The following is an 18626-nucleotide window of genomic DNA, read 5'->3' on the forward strand; positions in this document are numbered from 1 at the left end:
GAGCACGAGCTCAATCGGACGGCGTGACCGAGGACCACACGCCGAACCACTGCTCGGCGCCCCACTCCTCAAACCGTTGCACCTCGGCGAACCCCAGCTTCGCCGCGAGGCGCATAGAGCGGTCGTTGGCAGTCCGGGTGCAGAGCACCACCGGCCCTCCGGGAAGCGCGTCGGCGAACCGGCCGAGCGCCGCCACGCACGCCTCGGCGGCGTACCCGCATCCCCAGGCCTCCGGCAAGAAGAGGTAACCGAGATCGGCCTCCCCGGCATTCGGACGGACCTGACTCCGATGCTCCGCGTCGCGCCGGTTGAACTCGATGGTGCCGATCATCGCTCCGTCGAGCTCAACCACGAAAAAGCCGGGGTGCCGCCCGGGCACCTCAGGCAACGCGCGCTCCAGCTCATCACGCGGTCGAGGGCCACCGATGTAGGTGCCCACCTCTGGCGAGGCGTTCAACTCGATGAACGCCGCACGGTCCCGGGACTCGGACGCGCGGAGCACGAGCCTCTCGGTCCTGATCGGGGCAGGTGGCCGGGACATGGATCCGAGCTCAGTCATGCCGGCCAACCTCCAGCAGGCTCGACAGCGGTCAAGACGCGCCGACCGATCAAGCCACCGGCCCGGGCTCCGCCCTCACCAACGGGGTTGGGCCCTACAAGCTGACATCTCGAGCGTCTGAATCACGCGGAAGGAGAGAGCTGTTCGCGCACCCATCGGGGATCGGGGTTGGTGTGTGGCCGGCCCGCCACGACGACGGTCGGCACGGTCTCGTTGCCGTCGTTGGCCGCCCGGACCGCCGCGGCGCCCGCCGGGTCCTGCCAGATGTTCACCCAGTGCAGCCGGCGGGCCCTGCGGCCCAGTCGGATGCGCAGTCGTATGCAGTACGTGCAGCCCGGACGCCAGAAGACGACCGGTCGGCCGTCGACCACGCTGCGGCGTTGTGCCTCCCGCGCACCGATCGACGTCGGGAAGATCAGGGGCGAGTTCACGGCCGCGAGCGCCAGGAACGCCGGCAGGAGTGCTGCGGCTGTACCGGGGTTCCCCTTGAGGATCAGCCCGGTCGCGACGACCGAGCCGCAGAGCACCAGCAGCGTCGGCAGGATCCAGACACGCATCATGGTGACGAGACTATCGACGTTGTCACCCCGCCTTCGCCGGGTCGATCCCGTACAAGGTGGCTGCCACGGGCTCGCTCACGTCACACGCCTTCTGCCGATCGGCCGGAGCGGCCCACAGGGGTATCAAGCCTGACGCGGCGGACGAGGAGTCCGTTCGCAGGTGGTGGCAGACACCGTTGATGCGCAGGGCCAGGAGGTAGACGTCACCGTTCTCGGTCCTTCCGGAGACCGCGGTCACCGTGTCCTTGGCGGCGACCAGCCGCTTGTCCTTGAGAAAGTCCAGGGCGCCCTGCGTCGTATGCGCATAACCCCCGAGTCGTCATCTGCCGGTACGCGTACGGGCCGGTGGGCTGCCGCGCGAGGAGCGCGCCCATCTGCGCCGTAAGGCTGCCGGGTTCGCCGTCGGTCCGCGAAGCCGGGCAGGTCATGGCGGACCGGTCCACGCTGTGGGAACCGAGACCGAACGTGAAGCGGGGGCGGGTGCCACGACCGTCATGACCATGGAGGCCGAACTGCTGCGCGACGACGACGCGTTCGTCGGTGCCGGCCGCATCAGCCTCGACGTCCTGTCGCCCGCCGCGTACGCCGGGCTGCGCGGGGACCGCCTCGGTCCGCCGACGGGTCTGCCGCCGCTGCCCGAGGCTCTGCCGCCGCCCGTCGTGGGGCGCCTCGACGTACGGGACGTGGTGCTCGGCGTCCCGGCCGCGCGCTCCGGCCGGGGCGGTCACACCTGGCAGTTGCGGGTCGACCCCAGCCACCCGGCACTCTTCGACCATCCCGTCGACCACGTCCCCGCCATGCTGCTGCTTGAGGCCGCCCGCCAGGCCGCCCAGGCCGTGTGCGCCCCGTACCGTGTTCTGCCCATCGAGGTGCGCAGCGCCTTCCACCGCCCCGTGGAACTGGACCTCGCGTGTCACATCGCCGCGACTCCACTGCCTCAGCAGGACGCGGCCGAGGACACGGCGATCCGGGTGACCGCCTCCCAGGACGGCACCCTGGTCTTCGACAGCCTGGTGGTGGCGGCCCTGTGCGACTGACCCCGGTGCGGCAGGGCGCCTGAGCGTGGGGGCGGCCTCACCCGCGGGTGACGGTGACTCCGCCGAGCAGGCCCCAGGCGTCGACGCGGACCGTCGGGCCGCCCGGTTCGCTCGGGCCGTCGTCCTTGACCCCGCCGAGGCGGATGCCGTGCACCTTCACCACGACGTCGGGGCGGACCCTGAGGCTGACGCCGCCGATCAGGCTGAGTTTGGTGATGCGCAGTTCGGCGCCGTCGGGAATCTCGATGCCGGTGAGGTCGACGTCGGCCCCTCCGACGAGCGACACGGTGAGCGTGCGCTCGTGCAGCGTCTCGCCCTCAAGTCGGTGACCGCCGATCAGGCTCACCTTGACGTCGGTCTTCCGCTGGTCGGTCCCACCCGTTTTCGTCATGGAAAGAAGGTAGGACCGGGGCGTGGCGTTCCCCCAGTGCCCGGTGTCCGCCCTTTCGTATGACAGGTGTCATGCTGCCGCGGTTCTCGACGGCGGTCTGTCCGGCGGAGTGCCCTGCCTCGCCGCTCAGGCTTTCCCGCAGGACCAGGCGGGTCGGGGTCCTGACCGAGTCGGTGCGGCCGGCGGGCGTGTCGCCGGCGCCCTGACCCAGGACCCCGGGCGCGCTGCGCCCGCGGGCGGGTCAGAGATCGTTGAAGGGAGCGGCGTAGGTGAAGGCGCCGCGCAGGGCCGGCTCGTACGCCGAGAGAGGGCGTACCTGGAAGTGCTCGCCGTAGCCGGGGTCCGGTGGCGTGATGCCGTACCGCGTGCTGATCCTGAAGCCGTAGCGGCTGTAGTAGGCGGGACTGCCGAGCAGCGCGACGAGTGGTTCCCCGAGCGCGTCCGCCGCGCCGAGCACGGTGTGGACGAGTGCGAGACCGACGCCTCGGCGCTGGTGGTCGGGGTGCACGCTGAGCGGACCGAGTGCCAGGACCGGGGCGGTGCCGACGTGTGCGCGGGTGCAGACCACATGCCCGACGGCCTCGTCCCGCTCGTTCACCGCCACTAGCGACAGTCGCGGCAACCAGCCGTCACAGTCACGCAGTTCGTCCAGCAGGGTGGTCTCGACGGGGGTCGTCGTCCCCTGCTTGGCGAACGCGGCCGAGGTGAGGGCGCGTACGGCGGGGATGTCGGTGGGCGCTTCGCGTCGGATCAGCACCGGCACAGTGTGGGTGTCGTGGGGGCGCGGGCGCAAAGGGATAACCGGCAGGGCGGCGCACTCCGGCGGGGTGCCGGGGCGCGCCGCCCTGGGGTGGGACGGGTGTGCGGGACAGGGCCGCGGTGGCATGCCGGCTATGCGGGGTCGCGGTCGAACTGGGCCTTCGACCAGCGGTAGCCCAGGAGGCTCAGGCCCACGCACCAGGCCAGGGCGATCCACCCGTTGTTGCCGATCTCGGTGCCCAGGAGGAGACCGCGCAGGGTCTCGATGGCGGGGGTGAAGGGCTGGTACTGGGCGATCGGCTGGAACCAGCCGGGCATGGAGTGCAGCGGGACGAAGGCGCTGGAGATGAGGGGCAGCAGGATCAGCGGCATGGCGTTGTTGCTGGCGGCTTCGGCGTTGGGACTGCCCATGCCCATGCCGACCGCGATCCAGGTGAAGGCCAGGGCGAACAGGGCGAGCAGTCCGAAGGCCGCCAGCCATTCCACGACGGTGGCATCCGTGGAACGGAAGCCCATGGCGACGCCGACGGCACCGACCAGAACGACGCTGACGACCGCCTGCAGCACGCTGCCGACAACATGTCCGAACAGGATGGAGCCTCTGTGGATGGCCATGGTGCGGAAGCGGGCGATGATGCCCTCGTTCATGTCGGTGGAGACGGAGACGGCGGTGCCGACGACGGTGGAGCCGATGGTCATCAGCAGGATGCCGGGGACGATGTAGGCGATGTAGGCGGAGCGGCCCGCGCCGCCGCTCATGGTGTCGCCGAAGATGTAGACGAACAGCAGCAGGAGCATCACGGGGGTGAGCAGCAGGTTCAGGGTGAGCGAGGGGTAGCGGCGGGCGTGCAGGAGGTTGCGGCGCAGCATCGTGGACGAGTCGCGCACGGCGAGGGAGAAGGAACTCATCGGACAGCCTCCTCAGGCTGGTCGGGCTGGTTCGACTTGTTCGGCTGGCTCGGTACGGTGCCGCCGGTCAGGGCGAAGAAGACGTCGTCGAGGTCGGGGGTGTGCACGGTCAGTTCGTCGGCCTCGACGCCGGCCGCGTCCAGGCGGTCGAGGACGGCGCGCAGTTCACGCTGGCTGCCGTCGCTGGGCAGGTGCAGGGCCAGGGCCTCGTCGTCAGGGGATACGTCTCCCAGCGCGGCGGCGGCGGACCGGTAGGCGGCCGGGTCGGTGAAGCGCAGCCGGACGTGTCCGCCCGGGATCAGCCGCTTGAGCTCCTCCGCGGTGCCTTCGGCTGCGATCTTTCCGTTGTTCAGCACGGCGATGCGGTCGGCGAGTTCGTCGGCCTCCTCCAGGTACTGGGTGGTGAGGAAGACGGTGACGCCGTCGGCGACGAGTTCGCGGATGATGCCCCACATGGTGTGGCGGGAGCGGGGGTCCAGGCCGGTGGTCGGTTCGTCGAGGAAGATGATGCGGGGGCTGCCGACCAGGGTCATGGCGATGTCCAGGCGGCGCTTCATGCCGCCGGAGTAGGTGGAGGCGGGCTTCCTCGCGGCCTCGATGAGGTCGAAGCGCTCCAGGAGTTCGGCACTGACGCGCCGGCCCTCGGACTTGGACAGGTGGTGCAGGTCCGCCATGAGGAGCATGTTCTCCTCGCCGGTGATCAGGCCGTCGACGGCGGAGAACTGGCCGGTGACCCCGATCGCGGCACGTGCCGCCTGTGCCTGGGTGGCGAGGTCGTGGCCGCCGACGTGGATCGGGCCGGAGCCGGGGTCGGGGGAGATCAGCGTGGAGAGGATCTTGACGGCGGTGGTCTTGCCGGCGCCGTTCGGGCCGAGCAGGGAGAAGACCGTTCCTTGCGGGACGGTCAGATCGATGCCGTCGAGAACGGTCTTGTCGCCGTAGGACTTGCGCAGCCCCTGTGCGGCGATGGCCGGGTCGGTCATGGAGTGCTCCTTCGTCGAGGCGGCGGTCACAGGCTGCGGGCGGTGATGTCGCCGTGGGCGGTGGTCGCGTGGATGGTCAGGCCGGGAGTCGCGTCGGCGTTCTTGAGCGTGTTGCTGACCCGGCCGAAGGTGGTGCCGGCGTCCAGGGCCGCGGAGACCCCGGGGGCGGCGCCGACGGTGATGTTCCCCATCTGCGTGCTCAGCGTGAGTGTTCCGCGGGCGGCCTCGACGACGTTCAGGTCGCCCTTCTGGGTGCTGATCTCGGCGGGGCCGTTCAGGCGGCCGACGGTGATGTCGGCGTCGAGGCCGGTCAGGCGGACGCTGTCGGCCTCGTCGAGCTTGACCGAGCGGTGGCCGCCCTCGAAGGTGACCTCGCCGAGCCGTCCCACGCCGCGGAACTCGGCGGCGGCCGCCTTCGCCTCGACACGGGAGCCGGCCGGAAGCCGCACGGTCACTTCGACGGACCCGGACGGGCCGAGCAGCCGGTTCTTCGCCTCCGGGGTCTCGACGCGCAGGACACCGTCGGCGTAGTCGATCCGGACCTGTCCGGCCGCCTTCACGTCGCGGTTCTTGGCACGGTTGGCGGGCAGGACCTCGACAGTGGTGTCGGCGCGGTCGGCGGCGATGAACTGGATGCGTCCGGCGGGAATGTCGATGATCGCGGAGACGGGGGCGGGGGTGTCGAACTTCTGCATGATGCTCTCCTTCTCCGGCGTCGCGCGCCCTTGTCGGCCCGCTGTTTTCCGATGACAGAAACGCTACGTTGCATTCACGGATACGGCAACACGCCTGTTGCGCCAGATACTGATATTCGCAGGTAGATACCCAAAATTTGTTGCAACGATCGCAAACTTAACGCAACACCCTTCCACAGGATACGTTGCAATGAATGAAGGTGAACGCTATGACCAACGGAGTGTCGGCACGATCCGGGCCCATAGATCAGTTCTGGCACCCGGCCGCGCGGTAGGGCCACCGGCCGCGACCGGCGGGCGCGTCGCTCGTCCCGGCCGTCGAGGCCCGGAAGGACCATCGGGCGCCGGTCGCGCTTTCGGCACCGGAGCGGGCCGTGGGTTGCTCCGTACGAGTGAAGCCCGGGGGGCCGCCGGTGGTTACGGGTGGCCCTCCGCGGACCGGGTCGGCATCGTTGCCCCCGCCCGTTCGACCGACGCCCCCGGAGGACTCCTCATGCTCGGCACAGACTTCAGCATCGGATCGCCCAACTGGCTCGACCTCGGCAGCCCCGACACCGAGGCGGCCGCCGCGTTCTACGGCGCCGTCTTCGGCTGGCAGTTCGTCTCCGCAGGACCGGAAGCGGGCGGGTACGGGTTCTTCCAGACCGGCGGGAAGACGGTCGCCGCGCTCGGGCCGCTCACCCAGGAGGGCGCGAAGTCCGCCTGGATGATCCACTTCAAGGCCGATGACATCCAGGCCACCGTCACCGCGATCACGGCCGGCGGCGGCACCGTCCGGATGGAGCCCATGGACGTCATGGGCGAGGGCCATCTGGCACAGGCCACCGACCCGCAGGGCGCCGAGTTCGCGCTCTGGCAGCCCGGCAAGACCGCCGGACTGGAGGTCGCCTCCGCCCCGAACACGTTGCTCTGGGCAGAGCTGCACGTCCCCGACGCGCTCGCCGCCATCGCCTTCTACGAGGGCCTGTTCGGCTGGCGCAGCCAGGAGATGCAGGTGCCCGGCATGACGTACCGGGTACTGAGCACCAAGGACGGCGACCAGCAGGACGCCTCCTTCGGCGGGGTCGCGCCGCTGGGCGGCGGCGAAGGCGAACGGCCCCGCTGGGTGCCCTACTTCCACGCGGAGGACGCCGACGCCACGGCCGCGGCGGCCACGGCGAACGGCGGGTCCGTCCTGATGCCTGCGGCGGACGTCCCGGACGTCGGCCGCATCGCCTGGCTCGCGGACCCGTTCGGCGCGGCGTTCGCCCTGCTGAAGCCCGACCCGCGGATGTGACACTCCGGCCGGCAGCCCGCACGGCGAAGCGGTCAGGCGGCGCGACAGAGCGCCGCCTGACCCGCCGGTGCCGTGACGCGGGCCGCGGTCGCGGGTACGGGGCGGGTGGCGCGGACGGTGGCCGCGTCCTGCGCGAGGTCGCGGTGGACGGAAGCCGCGTCCGACGCGGAGTCGCGCCGGACGGAGGCCGCATCCTGTGCGTGGCCGCGCGCGAAGACGACCAGACGCAGCGCCACGAACCGTGCGACACCGGCGAGCGCGGAGGCGGACAGGTAGACGGCCTGCTCGAGCACCGCGCCGGGCGCCGCCACCAGTTGGTGCAGGACGAGCATCGCCGCGCAGGTCACCGCATAGGTGGCCACGGCGGACCCGGCCGACTGCACATGCTGGCGCCAGGTCGCGTGCCCGCCCGCACCGAAGGTGAAGCGGGCGTGCAGTTCGGTGGCCAGAAGAGTGGAGGCCGCGGTGATCAGGGCGTTGGCCAGGCCCCAGGGAATCCAGGCGGCGAGGGCCGCCACGGCGAAGCTGGAGGCGAGCCCCACTCCCCCGCCGCAGAGCACGAAGCGGGCGAAGGCGGTGAAGGCGCCGGGAGCGGCGGCCTGCCGTTGGCTCTGTGCTGTTTCCATGGTCCCCACCCCTTTGTCCGTCCGCCCGACCCGCGAGGCTCCGCCTCGCCGTCGTTTCTCACCATCGTTTCCTACATTGGAAACGCTACGTTGCGTTCATGAACGCTGCAACTCATTTATTGCGAAGGTCCCTTGAATTCGCAGGTGAAAGGCATGAAATTGTTGCAATGGCTATGACCCTAACGCAACAAACCTCACCCAACTTGTTGCAATGAAACAGGGTGAACGCTACAGCGGACGGGCGCGCGGCGAACGGGACGGAACCCGTCCCGCTCGCCGCGGCTTCAGCTCCCGCCGCCGTCGAGGGCGGCGACCTCGCGCACGGCCTCGGCGATGGCCATGAAGTCCTTCTTCAGGATCGCGTCGTGATTGCTGGCGACCTTCGCGCCGATCCGGATGTGCGGGTTGCGGACGGTCACCGCGTCGAGGGCGGCGCGGATCCGTTCCTGCTCATCACCCTTGCTCCCCAGGGACGCGCCCGAGGCGACCACGTAGCGCACCGGAACGGTGATGCCGTCCAGCACGGGGGCCAGTTCGCGCTCGCGGGCGAGCCGGCCGAGCTCGATGTTGGTCTCCGCCATCTGCCGGGCGTCCATCCGCGGGGTCAGGCCCGTCGGGCGCAGCAGCGGCAGGAACCAGCCCATCCGCCGGAACAGTTTCCGGATCCGCCGCTCCATGGCCTCGTCCAGCCAGTCGTAGGGTTGCGCCCCCTCGACCAGGACCGCGCCCACGGCGCGTGAGGGGTTGCGGTGGGCCCAGTGAGCTCCGACGAACGCCCCGTAGGACCAGCCCGCCACCAGCGCGCGGTCCACGCCCCGGGCCGCGAGGACCGCGTCGACGTCCCGGACGGCCGCCTCGAAGGAGTAGTCCGCCGAGCGCTTCGACTTGCCGCGGGCCCGTTCGTCATAGGTGATGTGGCGCCATCCGGGCCCCAGCTCGGCGATCACCCGCCGCCAGTAGCCCTGGGTGGCGAACTGACCGTTGAGGTAGACGACGGGGACGCCGGGACCGCCGGTGTCGGTGACGGCCAGGGCCGTGTCGTCGACGGGGACCATGCCGGTCCATGTCGAGCCGGTCGAGGGGGTGCTGTTCTTCTTCACGGGTCTCCCTTGCTCACCAATTGTTTCTGACATTGGAAACGCTACGTTGCCTTCCCGTACCAGGCAACATGTTCGTTGCATAGATTCGGCATTTACGCAGCTAGCGAGTTGGAAACTGTTGCAACAACCCTGAAGAGAACGCAACGTCACCCGCTTTGATCATTGCAATGGGTGAGCCGTGAACGCTATAGTGAGGGGCGCAGGGACCGCCGCGAGGAATCACCGAGGAGACCGCGATGCCGGGAGGCAGACTCACCCAGCAGGAACGCCAGCAGATCGCGCTGGGGCTGGCCGACAGCCTCCCCTACGCCGAGATCGCCCGGAGCCTGGGCCGTCCCACCTCGACGGTCACACGTGAGGTCATGCGCAACGGCGGTCCCACCGCCTACCGCGCCAATCTGGCCCACCGCGCCACCGAACGCCGCGCCCACCGGCGCAGGACCGCCACCTCCCGCGGGCCGGAGTCGGTTCCCCAGCCGCACGGACGTGATGCCGAGGCCGTGGCCGAGTACGAGGAGACGTTCACCACCGTCCTCATGGGCTCCGGTCTGCCCAAGATCCCGGCCCGGGTGCTGACCTGTCTGTTCACTGCGGACACGGGCAGCCTCACCGCGTCCCAGCTCACCCAGCGCCTCCAGGTCAGCCCGGCGTCCATCTCCAAGGCCATCACGTTCCTGGAGAGCCAGAGCCTGGTCCGCCGGGAACGCGACGAGGGCCGCCGCGACCGCTACGTCGTCGACGGCGAGCTCTTCTACCAGGCGACGATCGCCAGCGCCCGGGCCAACGACGAACTCGTCAAGACCGCCCGCCAGGGCGTCGCCGTCCTCGGCCGCGACACCCCCGCCGCCGCCCGCCTGGAGAACGTCGCCCGCTTCCTCGACTTCATCAGCGAAAGCATCACCCGGGCCGCCGAACAGGCCCGCGAAGTCCTCCACACCAGCCCCAGAACAGCCCAGGACGACCCCGACCAGCCGGATCCGGACCACGGATAGGCGACCGCCTCCGTCCGCCACAGCCACGAGTCCGGGATCGGTGCGAGGCCGGCCGCCGCGATCGATCCTGCTCACCCGAAGGACCGTTTGCGCGAGTCGCGGTCAGGTGGTGCGGCATCGAGCGGTTGCCGACCAGACCCCGCCGTGTCAGCGAGTTCCTGGTGGCCGTGGCAGGCAGCAGCGATGAACGCCGTACGGTGCACCCGGTCGGGGTCAGGCCCGCAGGTAAGTGAGGACGGCCAGGACCCTGCGGTGGGTCTTGTCCGTCGGAGGCAGGTCCAACTTGGTGAGGATGCTGCCGATGTGCTTGCCGATCGCTGCTTCGGAAACCACCAGCTCCTTGGCGATCGCGCCATTGGACTTGCCTTCGGCGACCAGTGCCAGCACCTCGCGTTCGCGCGGGGTGAGCTGCTCCAGCGGATCGCGCCGGCGGCGCAGCAACTGGCGCACCACCTCGGGGTCGATCACCGTCCCGCCGTCCGCCACCTTGCGCAGCGCTTCCACGAATTCCTCGACCTGGCCGACACGGTCCTTGAGCAGATAGCCGACGCCCGATCCGTCTCCGGAGTCCAGGAGTTCCGCGGCGTACGTCCGTTGCACGTACTGGCTGAGGACCAGGACCGGCAGTGTGGGGCGCTTCGCGCGCAGCCGCACTGCCGCGTGCAGCCCCTCGTCCTGGAAACCGGGCGGCATGCGTACGTCCGTCACCACGATGTCGGGGGCATGCTCCTCGACCGCGGCGACCAGCGCCTGCGCGTCCCCGACGGCTGACACCACCGTGTGACCGCAGCGGCTGAGCAGGCCGATGAGCCCTTCCCGCAGCAGCACGCTGTCTTCGGCCAGCACTACGCGAAGTGATCGGCCGACTTGGTCAACTGGCAAGGAAACTCCACACGCAACAGAGTCGGTCCACCCGGCGGACTGGTGAGGGCAAGTCTGCCATCCAGGACTGACACCCGGTCCGCGAGACCGGTGAGGCCGCTGCCTGCCGAGGTGTCCGCACCGCCGCAGCCGTCGTCGCGTACCTCAAGGAACAGGCGTCCGTCGCGATGACCGCCGCTCACCTGCGCGCGGTCGGCCCCGCTGTGTCTGGCGACGTTGGCCAGCGCCTCGCAGACCACGAAATAGGCCGCGGATTCGACCGCCCGGGCCGGTCGGCCCGGCAGTTGGAGGTCGACGTCGACGGGGACCACGCAGCGATCGGCGGCGTCGGCGACCGCAGCGTGAAGGCCGTAGTCCGTGAGGACCTTGGGGTGGATGCCGTGGATGAGCTCGCGCAGCTCCGCGAGCGCCTTGCCCGCCTCCTCGTGGGCCTTGGCGAGCTGGTCGGCGAGCGGGCCGGGCGGGGCATCGAGGCGGGCCAGCCCGAGGGTCATCGTCAGGGCCACAAGGCGCTCTTGGGCGCCGTCGTGCAGATCGCGCTCGATACGGCGCCGCTCGGCCTCGAATGCCTCGACCAACCGGACACGGGAGCGGGCCAGTTCGACGACCTTGGCGCCGAACTCGCCCTCACCGGAAACGATCAGCAGCCGGGCCAGCTCGGCACGGGCGCCCGCCGTGACCCCGAGCACGTACGCGCACAGGGTCATCAGGAGCAGGCCCAGCACGGCGACACCGAACGCGGTCGGCCAGGTGGTGACCGTCCACTGCTTGAGCACCTTCGCCTCGTGCCCGTCGCCGGCCGTGGCCATCAGCAGCGGGGTGGCGACCATGGACAGCGGGAAGATCAGGGCGACCGTGATCACCAGGGCATCGACCGGCCACAGCAGCACGGCGAACAGCAGGGCGTATCCGAGCTCCCGCCAGGTCGCCTGTTCGCGCAGCCGGGTGGTCAGCCAGACCCACGGTCCCGGCCCGGCCGGCACCAGGTGCCGGCCGGGCGCCGGGTCGCGGTCGATCAGGCGCAGCCTGCGCCGCTCCACCTCGGCCACCGGGATCCCGCCGAGGGCGGCCAGGACGAGCAACGGCAGCCCCACCAGGACGATGGCGAGCGCACCGCAGACCGTGGCCACGGTCACGATCCCCACCAGGGCACCGGCGCCGGTCATCACGCCGGTGAGCAGGTACGCGGCGGAGCGCCAGGGCCAGGCCGACAGCAGGAAGCCCGGCCGGGACATGGCCTGCCACACATTTCGAGGGTGCATGTGCATGACCGTAAGTGGTCTCATCGGCCGGTTCCATCGGCCCAGTGTCCGTATCGGGGGTAGGCCTGGCCCTACCCCAGGTCTCGTTCTGGCCTTACTGCGTCACGAGGGGCTTCCGGGGTTTCGTAGGGGCATCGACGATGCCGAGCAGCAGGTGCTGGTGGGGGGACACATGACCAATGACGCGATCCGGTTGCGCTCCGTGACCAAGAGGTACAGCTCGGGCGGCACGTCCGTCACCGCCCTCGCCGAGGTGTCGCTCGCCTTCCCGAGAGGGACGTTCACCGCCGTGATGGGCCCGTCCGGGTCCGGCAAGTCGACCCTGCTGCAGTGCGCCGCGGGCCTGGACCGGCCCACGTCGGGCTCGGTCACCATGGGCGACACGGAGCTGACCGGCCTGAGCGAGACCAAGCTGACCCTGCTGCGCCGCGAGCGCATCGGCTTTGTGTTCCAGGCGTTCAACCTGCTGCCCTCGCTGACCGCCGAGCAGAACGTGGCCCTGCCGCTGAGACTGGCCGGCCGCCGTCCGGGGAAGGCACAGGTGCGCGAGGCGCTTCAGCAGGTCGGACTCGGCGACCGGGCGCGGCACCGGCCCACGGAGATGTCCGGGGGGCAGCAGCAGCGGGTCGCCCTGGCCCGCGCCCTGATCACCCGGCCCGAAGCGCTGTTCGGCGACGAGCCGACCGGCGCGCTGGACTCGCAGACCGGCCGCGAGGTGCTGACCCTGTTGCGCGGCCTGGTCGACCGGGACGGCCAGACCGTCATCATGGTCACCCACGACCCCGTCGCCGCCTCCTACGCCGACCGCGTCGTCTTCCTTGTCGACGGCCATGTCAACGGCGAGCTGGTCGGCGCCTCCGCCGAGGACATCGCGGCGCGCATGACCAAACTCGAGGTGGCGCCGTGCTGAGCACCACGCTGCGTACCCTGCGCACCCGCTGGGTCACCTTCGTCGGCAGTTTCGTCGCCCTCTCCCTGGGCGTGGCGCTGATCGCCGTGATGGGGCTGGCCCTGGCGTCCTCTCTGGACGCACCTGACCGACGGCCGGAGCGGTTCGCCGCCGCCCCGGTGGTGGTCAAGGGCCAGGACACCCTCGAGGTGCCCGCCTCGATCGGCGACCGCGCCCAGAAGCTCGCACAGCCGCGTCCCGTGCCCGACGACGCGGTCGCGAAGCTGCGGCGCCTCGGGGCCGTCGTCGAGGACCGTTCGTTCGCCGTGCGGGCCGAGGGCGGGCCCGCCGATCTGGTGGGCCACCCCTGGTCCACCGCGGCCTTCGCGCCGTACACACTCGACGCGGGACGCGCGCCCGAGGCCGCCGACGAGGTCGTCATCAGCGGCGACTGGGCCCGTCCGGGCACCCGGGTGCGGACCGACGGCGGCACCGTGCGCGTCGTCGGCACCGTGGCCGGGCCGGGCTTCGAGAACGCCGTGTTCGCCACCGACGCCCGGGCCGCCGAACTGTCGCCGCGCAGCCTCCAGCTCGTGGTCGACGCCGACGCGGCGGCCGTGCGCGAGGCCCTGCGCGGCACCGAGGGCGTCCAGGTCCTGACCGGGGACGCACGCCGGTACGCCGACGCCGACCCCGACCGGGACAGTGAGGCACTCACCGCGATGAACGCCATGTTCGGCACGGCCGGCGGCGTCACCGCGTTCGTGTCGGTGTTCGTGGTGGCCTCGACCTTCGCGTTCGCGGTGGCCCAGCGGCGCCGCGAGTTCGGACTGCTGCGCACCGCCGGGGCGACCCCGGGGCAGATCCGCCGCATGGTCGTCTCCGAGGCGCTCGTGGTGGGTGTGCTCGCCTCGGCCGCCGGCTGTGTGCTCGGTTCCTACGGGGCTCCGAGGCTCGCCGAGTGGGTGGTCGACGAGAGTCTCGCGCCCCGCTGGTTCATCCTCGGCGACTACACCTGGCCCTACCACATGGCGTTCTGCACGGGCCTGTTCGTGGCCCTGTGCGGCGTGCTGGCAGCAGCCTGGCAGGCCGGTCGCACCGGTCCCACCGAGGCATTGCGCGAGGCGTCCGTGGACACCCGGGCGATGACACCGGGCCGCCGGCTGTTCGGCGCGGCCCTGCTGATCACCGCCGCGGTGACGCTGGCCCTGGCCCTGGTGACGGACCCGGGCGACCTGCTGCGGCGCAAGACCTACGTCAGCCGGCCCATGCTGCTGATCACCGCGGTCGCGCTGCTCGCGCCGGTGCTGGTGCGGCCACTGACCAGGCTGATCGGCTGGCTACCGGCCCAACTGCCGGGCGCCGGCGGGATGCTGGTGCGGGAGAACGCCGCCGCGGGGGTGCGCCGCACCGCCGCCGTCGCGGCGCCCGTGCTGGTAACGGTCGCGCTGGCGGGCTCGCTGCTGGGCGCCACCGCGACCCTCGACGAGGCGAAGGCCACCGAGGTGCGCGAGCTGACGGCCGCCGACTTCGTCGTCACTCCGGCGGGCGCCGCCGGTTTCGACGAGACGACGCTGAGACGGCTTCGGGCCGTGTCCGGTGCCGAGGTCTCGGCGAGCTCGTCGAGCGCCGTGTACGTCCTGGAGGACGGCGTGGCGCTCACCAGGTCCGACGCCAGGGCCGTCGAGCCGGGACCGCTCGCGGCGACGGCGCGTCTCCCGCTCGCGGCGGGGAAGGTGAGCGACCTGGACGACGGCTCGATCATCGTCAACGAGGAGTGGGAGAAGCACACCGTGGGCCGGCGGGTGGACGTGTGGCTCGGAGACGGCACGAGAAGGTCCCTGAAGATCGCCGCGGTCATGACCATCGGCACCGGCGACAACGGCGTCTACGTCACCCCGCGCAACGCCCCCGCCGCGCCCGTCGACCGGGTCGACGTACGCCTCGCGGACGGCGTCGACCCGGCCGCCGTGGCCACCGGTCTGCGTCAGGCACTGCGGGCGTCGGGCGGGCAGGTCCTCACCAGGGACACCTGGGTGCGGGCGACGTACCCGAAGACCAACCGGACGACCCGGATGGGCCTCTTCCTGGTCCTCGGAATCGCTCTCCTCTACACCGGCATCTCGCTGGCCAACACGATGGTCATGGCGACCTCCGACCGGGTCCGCGAGCTGGCTGTGCTGCGGCTGGCCGGCGCTACCAGGTGGCAGGTGCTGCGGCTGGTGGGTGCCGAGGCGCTGATGGTGGTCGCGGTCGGCGGACTACTGGGAGCTCTGGTCGCCGGGATCAACCTGGTGAGCATGTGGAGTGCGCTGGGCCTGCTCTCCGTACAGGCGCCCATCGAGATCCCGTGGGCGGCGCTCGCAGCGGCTCTGGGGGCCTGCGCGGTGCTCGCCGTGATCTCGGCGGTCGCTCCGGCCGTCCTCTCCCTGCGCCGCCCGGCGGTGGAGCTCGCGGGCGTACGCGAGTGACCTCCGACCGGCGTCGGCCTGCCCGGGGACGAGCCGGACGGGCCCGGTGGTGGACCCCATGTCACCTCGCCCCCAGCGGGCGCCGCGCGGCGGGATCGGTGCCCGGTCGGTGGGTGGCCCAGTAGGCGATGGCGAGCGTGCCGCTGATGCGCAGCGGGGGCGGGACGAGCAGCATCACGAACCTCACGGCGCGGGCGAAGCGCCGCAGTGCGCGTTGCTGCCGCGGGCTCCAGCCGAGGTGGAGCCGGTCGCGCAGGCGGGGTGGCATGGTACCGACGGTGACCAGCAGCGCGTAATGGGCGGCGATCCGGGCGAACGGCCGCCAGAGCGGGTCCGGGAGCAGGCGGAACGGCTTGGCGGGGTGCGTGAGTTCGTCGACGACGTCCCGAACGGACTGGTTGTACTCCAGTCGGTTGTCGACCATGTCGTCGTAGTAGGCACTGAACGCCGCCCAGTCCGGGGGCAGTTGGTGGTCCTTGAGGCCCCAGACCCGTCCGACGTCCCGCATCTCGCGGTAGTACTCCTCCGTCTCCTGTGCGGTCATGCCCTTGCCGAACACGTTCTGCGCGTCGACGGGCCCTTTGACGAGGGTCGCGTGCACCCAGTGATAGGCCTCCGGATCGAGTGCGCGATAGCGGCGGCCCGCGGAGTCGGTCCCCTTCATTCCGGCGTGCACCCGGATCAGGCGCCGCGCCTCTTCGGTGGCTGCGCGCTGCCCTCCGTAGATCACGGTGCTCAGCGAGAACAGGGTGCGCATCAGCCGGGGCCAGGGCTCGGCGCGGAAGTTGCTGTGGTCCTCGACACCGGCGCCGACGACGGGGTGCGCGACCTGGAGCAGGAGCAGCTGGGGCGCCATGAGGGTGGAGCGGGCGTCCCCGAAGTACCGCCAGGCCGTTCCGCCCCGACGCGGTGCCCTCACTGCGGAGGACGTCTCAACTCCCTTGGACTGTGCGGGGTTCGGCTGGGTGGGCAGGTGCGGCAGAGGAGCCATGACGCTTCCGTTTCTCCGTTGTGTCCGGAGTATTGACGTGCCCCGTGAAACAAGTCAATAGTTTTTGTATCTTCGACTCATCGGCGACTCCCGAAAGCTCGCAGCCATCGCCCCCAGCCCTGCGAAAGGGACTTCTCATGAGTGACAGCTGCGTCCATACCGGACCCATACCCAGGGGGCGGGTCGTCCGCACGGGAAACGCGGCGCCGTCATATCCGTCCCGTGCGCCCTGGTCCACAGGCACCTTCGCGTCCAGGCGGGACGGCGACGAGACACGGATTCGGTCACGCTCAAGAAGCCATGAGACACACCGCATTTCTTGGTAACTCACCCGGAACCGGAGGACCCCATGGGCACTCGACTCACCCCGGAGCAGGCCGACTTCGTCGCCGCCGTCCGCGACTTCGCCAAGCGCGAGTGCGGCACGCGTGAACAGCGCGACGCGCTGACCGGGAACGGCCGTGATCCGCACAACGCCGAGGTCTACGGCAGGCTCGCCGGCTTCGGCTGGCTCGGGGTGTGCCTGCCGGAGGAGTACGGAGGGGCAGGCGGCGGGCTGTCCGACGCCTGTCTCTTCCTGGAGGAGACGTCCTACGGAATGGTCCCCGCGGGCGGTTTCATCACCACCGTGATCACCGCCAAGGCGTACGAGCGGTTCGGCACCGAACGGCAGAAGGCCGAGGTGCTCGCCGGCGCCGTGCGGGGCGCGGTCCTCGCCATCGCGATGTCGGAACCCGGGGCGGGCTCCGACGTGGGCGCCCTGAGCTGCCGGGCGCGACGAGGACCGGACGGCGACTGGCTGATCGACGGTCAGAAGACCTGGATCTCCAACGCCCATGTGGCCGACAGCATCCTGCTCGTGGCGCGCACCGGCGCGGCCAAGCACGCCGGCCTGACCATGTTCCACGTTCCGGCCGGCACGCCCGGGGTGGAGATCCGGGGCATCGAGACCATGGGCGGCCGGGAGGTCAACGACGTCTTCTTCAGCGGCGTGCGGCTGCCCGCGGACGCCGTGGTCGGCGAGGTCGACAACGGCTGGCGGCAGCTGATGGCCGGACTGAACCACGAGCGGCTCTTCCTCGCCGCCAACATGCTCGGCCTGGCACGCCGCGCCTTCGACGACGCTGTCGCCTACGTCCGTGAGCGCGAACAGTTCGGCCGGCCCGTCGGCTCGTTCCAGGCGCTGCGGCACCGGATCGCCGACCTCGCCACGGAGATCGAGTGCACCCGGCTGCTGGTCCGCGAGGTGGCCGCGGACTGCGACGCCGAACCGGACCGGCTCTTCCCCCGCGAGGCGTCCATGGCCAAACTCAAGGCCACGGAGACCGCGAAGCGGGCCGCCCTCGAAGGCATGCAGATGATGGGCGGCTACGGCTACGCCACCGAGTACGACATGGAACGCCATCTGCGGGCGGCGGTCGTCTCCACCGTCTACGGCGGGACGAGCGAGATCCAGCGGGACGTGATCGGCAAGAGCTACGGGCTCTGACGGACAATCCGCCAGGCGTCCGGAGTGTCAGTGGCGCGCTGTACGTTGCGGCCATGGGTGTCTATCTGGTCAGTGTCTGCGCGGAGGACTGGTCTACCGAGGGCGAGGACGGGTGGGGGGAGATCGCCACGGCGCTGAACGACGAGCTGCGGCGACAGGGGCTGCCGCCCTATGAGTCCGTGCCCGAGGAGACGGATTTCGTTCGCGGTTCGGGGCAGGCCTTCGAGGAGAAGATGAGTCCTTCGATGGACGGGTTCGTGGCGCTGTGCCGGGCTCACCTGTCCCGAGAGGACGAGGAGACCATCTGCGGCTGGACCGTACTGGTGCCGTTCTCGCTCGACGAGACGATCCTGCTGCCCCTCGGCTCCGGCTACACGGAGGCGTCGACCGCGGTCGCCGGCGCTCCCCAGGTACTGGCGATAGCCGAAAGGCTGGCGGCGGCCGTCGGCCTCCCGGCCGAGACACCTCACATGTGCGACAACCTCGACCTGACCATGTGGTTCAGGGAAGGAGCGGCGGAGCGACTGGCCGCCGCCCGGCCGGGCCCCTGGAGCGACGACTTGGACGCAGCCTTCTACGTCGCCGTGTTTCTGCGCGCCGCCCAGCACTCGTTGCGGCGCGGCTGCCCCATGACCTACTCCTGAACTCTGCGCAGTGTTCCTCGTCTTGGAGAGCCTGGGCCAGGGCCAGGGTTGGGCCAGGGCCTGGACCGGTGCCTGGCCGCGATGGAGCATCCGGCGCGTTCCGACGCGAAC

Annotated in this window: 20 protein-coding genes; 7 read left to right on the top strand and 13 right to left on the bottom strand. The window is 70.8% G+C overall.

The window, feature by feature from the left end; translation table 11 throughout:
* Positions 1-10: 10 nt before the first annotated feature.
* The 3 genes from OG780_RS01900 to OG780_RS01910 all read right to left on the bottom strand — a co-directional run bounded on the left by OG780_RS01900 (position 11) and on the right by OG780_RS01910 (position 1357).
* Positions 11-559, bottom strand: coding sequence for a GNAT family N-acetyltransferase (locus tag OG780_RS01900; RefSeq protein ID WP_328443963.1), 549 nt, complete (start codon positions 557-559; stop codon positions 11-13).
* A gap of 122 nt (positions 560-681) precedes the next feature.
* A complete protein-coding gene (locus OG780_RS01905; RefSeq protein WP_328443965.1) occupies positions 682-1119 on the bottom strand; it encodes a glutaredoxin domain-containing protein in 438 nt (145 codons plus the stop codon).
* Positions 1120-1141: 22 nt separating this feature from the next.
* Positions 1142-1357, bottom strand: a complete 216-nt coding sequence (locus OG780_RS01910) for a hypothetical protein (protein ID WP_328443967.1) — start codon at positions 1355-1357, stop codon at positions 1142-1144.
* A gap of 208 nt (positions 1358-1565) precedes the next feature.
* On the opposite strand from OG780_RS01910, the gene OG780_RS01915 reads away from it, so the two are divergent.
* On the top strand, positions 1566-2156 hold the full coding sequence (locus tag OG780_RS01915) for an AfsA-related hotdog domain-containing protein (RefSeq protein ID WP_328443969.1): 591 nt from the start codon (positions 1566-1568) through the stop codon (positions 2154-2156).
* Positions 2157-2193: 37 nt separating this feature from the next.
* On the opposite strand, the gene OG780_RS01920 is transcribed toward OG780_RS01915, so the two are convergent.
* From OG780_RS01920 to OG780_RS01940, 5 genes are all read right to left on the bottom strand, one after another.
* Positions 2194-2547, bottom strand: coding sequence for a hypothetical protein (locus OG780_RS01920; protein WP_328443971.1), 354 nt, complete (start codon positions 2545-2547; stop codon positions 2194-2196).
* A 241-nt stretch (positions 2548-2788) separates the two neighbouring features.
* Positions 2789-3304: a GNAT family N-acetyltransferase gene (locus tag OG780_RS01925; protein WP_328443973.1), complete on the bottom strand. Its 516-nt coding sequence runs from the start codon at positions 3302-3304 to the stop codon at positions 2789-2791.
* A 134-nt stretch (positions 3305-3438) separates the two neighbouring features.
* Positions 3439-4215 (bottom strand): ABC transporter permease, encoded by a 777-nt coding sequence (locus OG780_RS01930; RefSeq protein WP_328443975.1) that lies wholly within the window; start codon positions 4213-4215, stop codon positions 3439-3441.
* On the bottom strand, positions 4212-5198 hold the full coding sequence (locus OG780_RS01935) for an ATP-binding cassette domain-containing protein (RefSeq protein ID WP_328443977.1): 987 nt from the start codon (positions 5196-5198) through the stop codon (positions 4212-4214). The genes OG780_RS01930 and OG780_RS01935 overlap by 4 nt, the downstream gene beginning before the upstream one ends.
* A gap of 26 nt (positions 5199-5224) precedes the next feature.
* Positions 5225-5893, bottom strand: coding sequence for a DUF4097 family beta strand repeat-containing protein (locus OG780_RS01940; protein ID WP_328443979.1), 669 nt, complete (start codon positions 5891-5893; stop codon positions 5225-5227).
* Positions 5894-6386: 493 nt separating this feature from the next.
* On the opposite strand from OG780_RS01940, the gene OG780_RS01945 reads away from it, so the two are divergent.
* A complete protein-coding gene (locus OG780_RS01945) occupies positions 6387-7169 on the top strand; it encodes a VOC family protein (RefSeq protein ID WP_328443981.1) in 783 nt (260 codons plus the stop codon).
* A gap of 32 nt (positions 7170-7201) precedes the next feature.
* Here the strand turns inward: OG780_RS01945 and OG780_RS01950 are convergent, their stop codons facing one another.
* Entirely contained in the window at positions 7202-7795 is a 594-nt protein-coding gene (locus OG780_RS01950) for a hypothetical protein (protein WP_328443983.1), read from the bottom strand.
* A 284-nt stretch (positions 7796-8079) separates the two neighbouring features.
* On the bottom strand, positions 8080-8895 hold the full coding sequence (locus tag OG780_RS01955) for an alpha/beta fold hydrolase (protein ID WP_328443985.1): 816 nt from the start codon (positions 8893-8895) through the stop codon (positions 8080-8082).
* 236 nt (positions 8896-9131) lie between these two features.
* Between OG780_RS01955 and OG780_RS44515 the strand changes: the two genes are divergently transcribed.
* On the top strand, positions 9132-9887 hold the full coding sequence (locus OG780_RS44515; protein WP_443062090.1) for a helix-turn-helix domain-containing protein: 756 nt from the start codon (positions 9132-9134) through the stop codon (positions 9885-9887).
* A gap of 213 nt (positions 9888-10100) precedes the next feature.
* Here the strand turns inward: OG780_RS44515 and OG780_RS01970 are convergent, their stop codons facing one another.
* Entirely contained in the window at positions 10101-10733 is a 633-nt protein-coding gene (locus tag OG780_RS01970; RefSeq protein ID WP_328443987.1) for a response regulator transcription factor, read from the bottom strand.
* Positions 10733-12031, bottom strand: a complete 1299-nt coding sequence (locus tag OG780_RS01975) for a sensor histidine kinase (RefSeq protein ID WP_328443989.1) — start codon at positions 12029-12031, stop codon at positions 10733-10735. Before OG780_RS01975 ends, OG780_RS01970 begins: the two co-directional genes overlap by 1 nt.
* A 172-nt stretch (positions 12032-12203) precedes the next feature.
* Between OG780_RS01975 and OG780_RS01980 the strand changes: the two genes are divergently transcribed.
* Complete coding sequence (locus OG780_RS01980) at positions 12204-12941, top strand: ABC transporter ATP-binding protein (protein ID WP_328443991.1); 738 nt, start codon at positions 12204-12206, stop codon at positions 12939-12941.
* A complete protein-coding gene (locus tag OG780_RS01985) occupies positions 12935-15391 on the top strand; it encodes an FtsX-like permease family protein (protein ID WP_328443993.1) in 2457 nt (818 codons plus the stop codon). The genes OG780_RS01980 and OG780_RS01985 overlap by 7 nt, the downstream gene beginning before the upstream one ends.
* Positions 15392-15452: 61 nt before the next feature.
* On the opposite strand, the gene OG780_RS01990 is transcribed toward OG780_RS01985, so the two are convergent.
* Positions 15453-16382, bottom strand: a complete 930-nt coding sequence (locus tag OG780_RS01990; RefSeq protein ID WP_328443995.1) for an oxygenase MpaB family protein — start codon at positions 16380-16382, stop codon at positions 15453-15455.
* A 349-nt stretch (positions 16383-16731) separates the two neighbouring features.
* Here OG780_RS01990 and OG780_RS01995 point away from each other — a divergent pair, with 349 nt between their 5' ends.
* Together OG780_RS01995 and OG780_RS02000 are read left to right on the top strand one after the other, a co-directional pair.
* The gene (locus OG780_RS01995; protein ID WP_328443997.1) at positions 16732-17871 is read left to right on the top strand and encodes an acyl-CoA dehydrogenase family protein; all 1140 of its coding nucleotides are present in this window, start codon (positions 16732-16734) and stop codon (positions 17869-17871) included.
* A gap of 53 nt (positions 17872-17924) precedes the next feature.
* On the top strand, positions 17925-18515 hold the full coding sequence (locus OG780_RS02000) for a hypothetical protein (protein WP_328443999.1): 591 nt from the start codon (positions 17925-17927) through the stop codon (positions 18513-18515).
* Positions 18516-18626 lie beyond the last annotated feature (111 nt).

Source organism: Streptomyces sp. NBC_00386, from assembly GCF_036063235.1.
GTDB lineage: Bacteria > Actinomycetota > Actinomycetes > Streptomycetales > Streptomycetaceae > Streptomyces.

Excerpts from the sequence above, each read along its gene's own strand:
- OG780_RS01900 (WP_328443963.1), bottom strand. The coding sequence starts at position 559 with ATGACTGAGCTCGGATCCATGTCCCGGCCACCTGCCCCGATCAGGACC.
- OG780_RS01905 (WP_328443965.1), bottom strand. The coding sequence starts at position 1,119 with ATGATGCGTGTCTGGATCCTGCCGACGCTGCTGGTGCTCTGCGGCTCG.
- OG780_RS01920 (WP_328443971.1), bottom strand. The coding sequence starts at position 2,547 with ATGACGAAAACGGGTGGGACCGACCAGCGGAAGACCGACGTCAAGGTG.
- OG780_RS01930 (WP_328443975.1), bottom strand. The coding sequence starts at position 4,215 with ATGAGTTCCTTCTCCCTCGCCGTGCGCGACTCGTCCACGATGCTGCGC.
- OG780_RS01935 (WP_328443977.1), bottom strand. The coding sequence starts at position 5,198 with ATGACCGACCCGGCCATCGCCGCACAGGGGCTGCGCAAGTCCTACGGC.
- OG780_RS01940 (WP_328443979.1), bottom strand. The coding sequence starts at position 5,893 with ATGCAGAAGTTCGACACCCCCGCCCCCGTCTCCGCGATCATCGACATT.
- OG780_RS01945 (WP_328443981.1), top strand. The coding sequence starts at position 6,387 with ATGCTCGGCACAGACTTCAGCATCGGATCGCCCAACTGGCTCGACCTC.
- OG780_RS01950 (WP_328443983.1), bottom strand. The coding sequence starts at position 7,795 with ATGGAAACAGCACAGAGCCAACGGCAGGCCGCCGCTCCCGGCGCCTTC.
- OG780_RS44515 (WP_443062090.1), top strand. The coding sequence starts at position 9,132 with ATGCCGGGAGGCAGACTCACCCAGCAGGAACGCCAGCAGATCGCGCTG.
- OG780_RS01975 (WP_328443989.1), bottom strand. The coding sequence starts at position 12,031 with ATGCACCCTCGAAATGTGTGGCAGGCCATGTCCCGGCCGGGCTTCCTG.
- OG780_RS01980 (WP_328443991.1), top strand. The coding sequence starts at position 12,204 with ATGACCAATGACGCGATCCGGTTGCGCTCCGTGACCAAGAGGTACAGC.
- OG780_RS01990 (WP_328443995.1), bottom strand. The coding sequence starts at position 16,382 with ATGGCTCCTCTGCCGCACCTGCCCACCCAGCCGAACCCCGCACAGTCC.
- OG780_RS01995 (WP_328443997.1), top strand. The coding sequence starts at position 16,732 with ATGGGCACTCGACTCACCCCGGAGCAGGCCGACTTCGTCGCCGCCGTC.
- OG780_RS02000 (WP_328443999.1), top strand. The coding sequence starts at position 17,925 with ATGGGTGTCTATCTGGTCAGTGTCTGCGCGGAGGACTGGTCTACCGAG.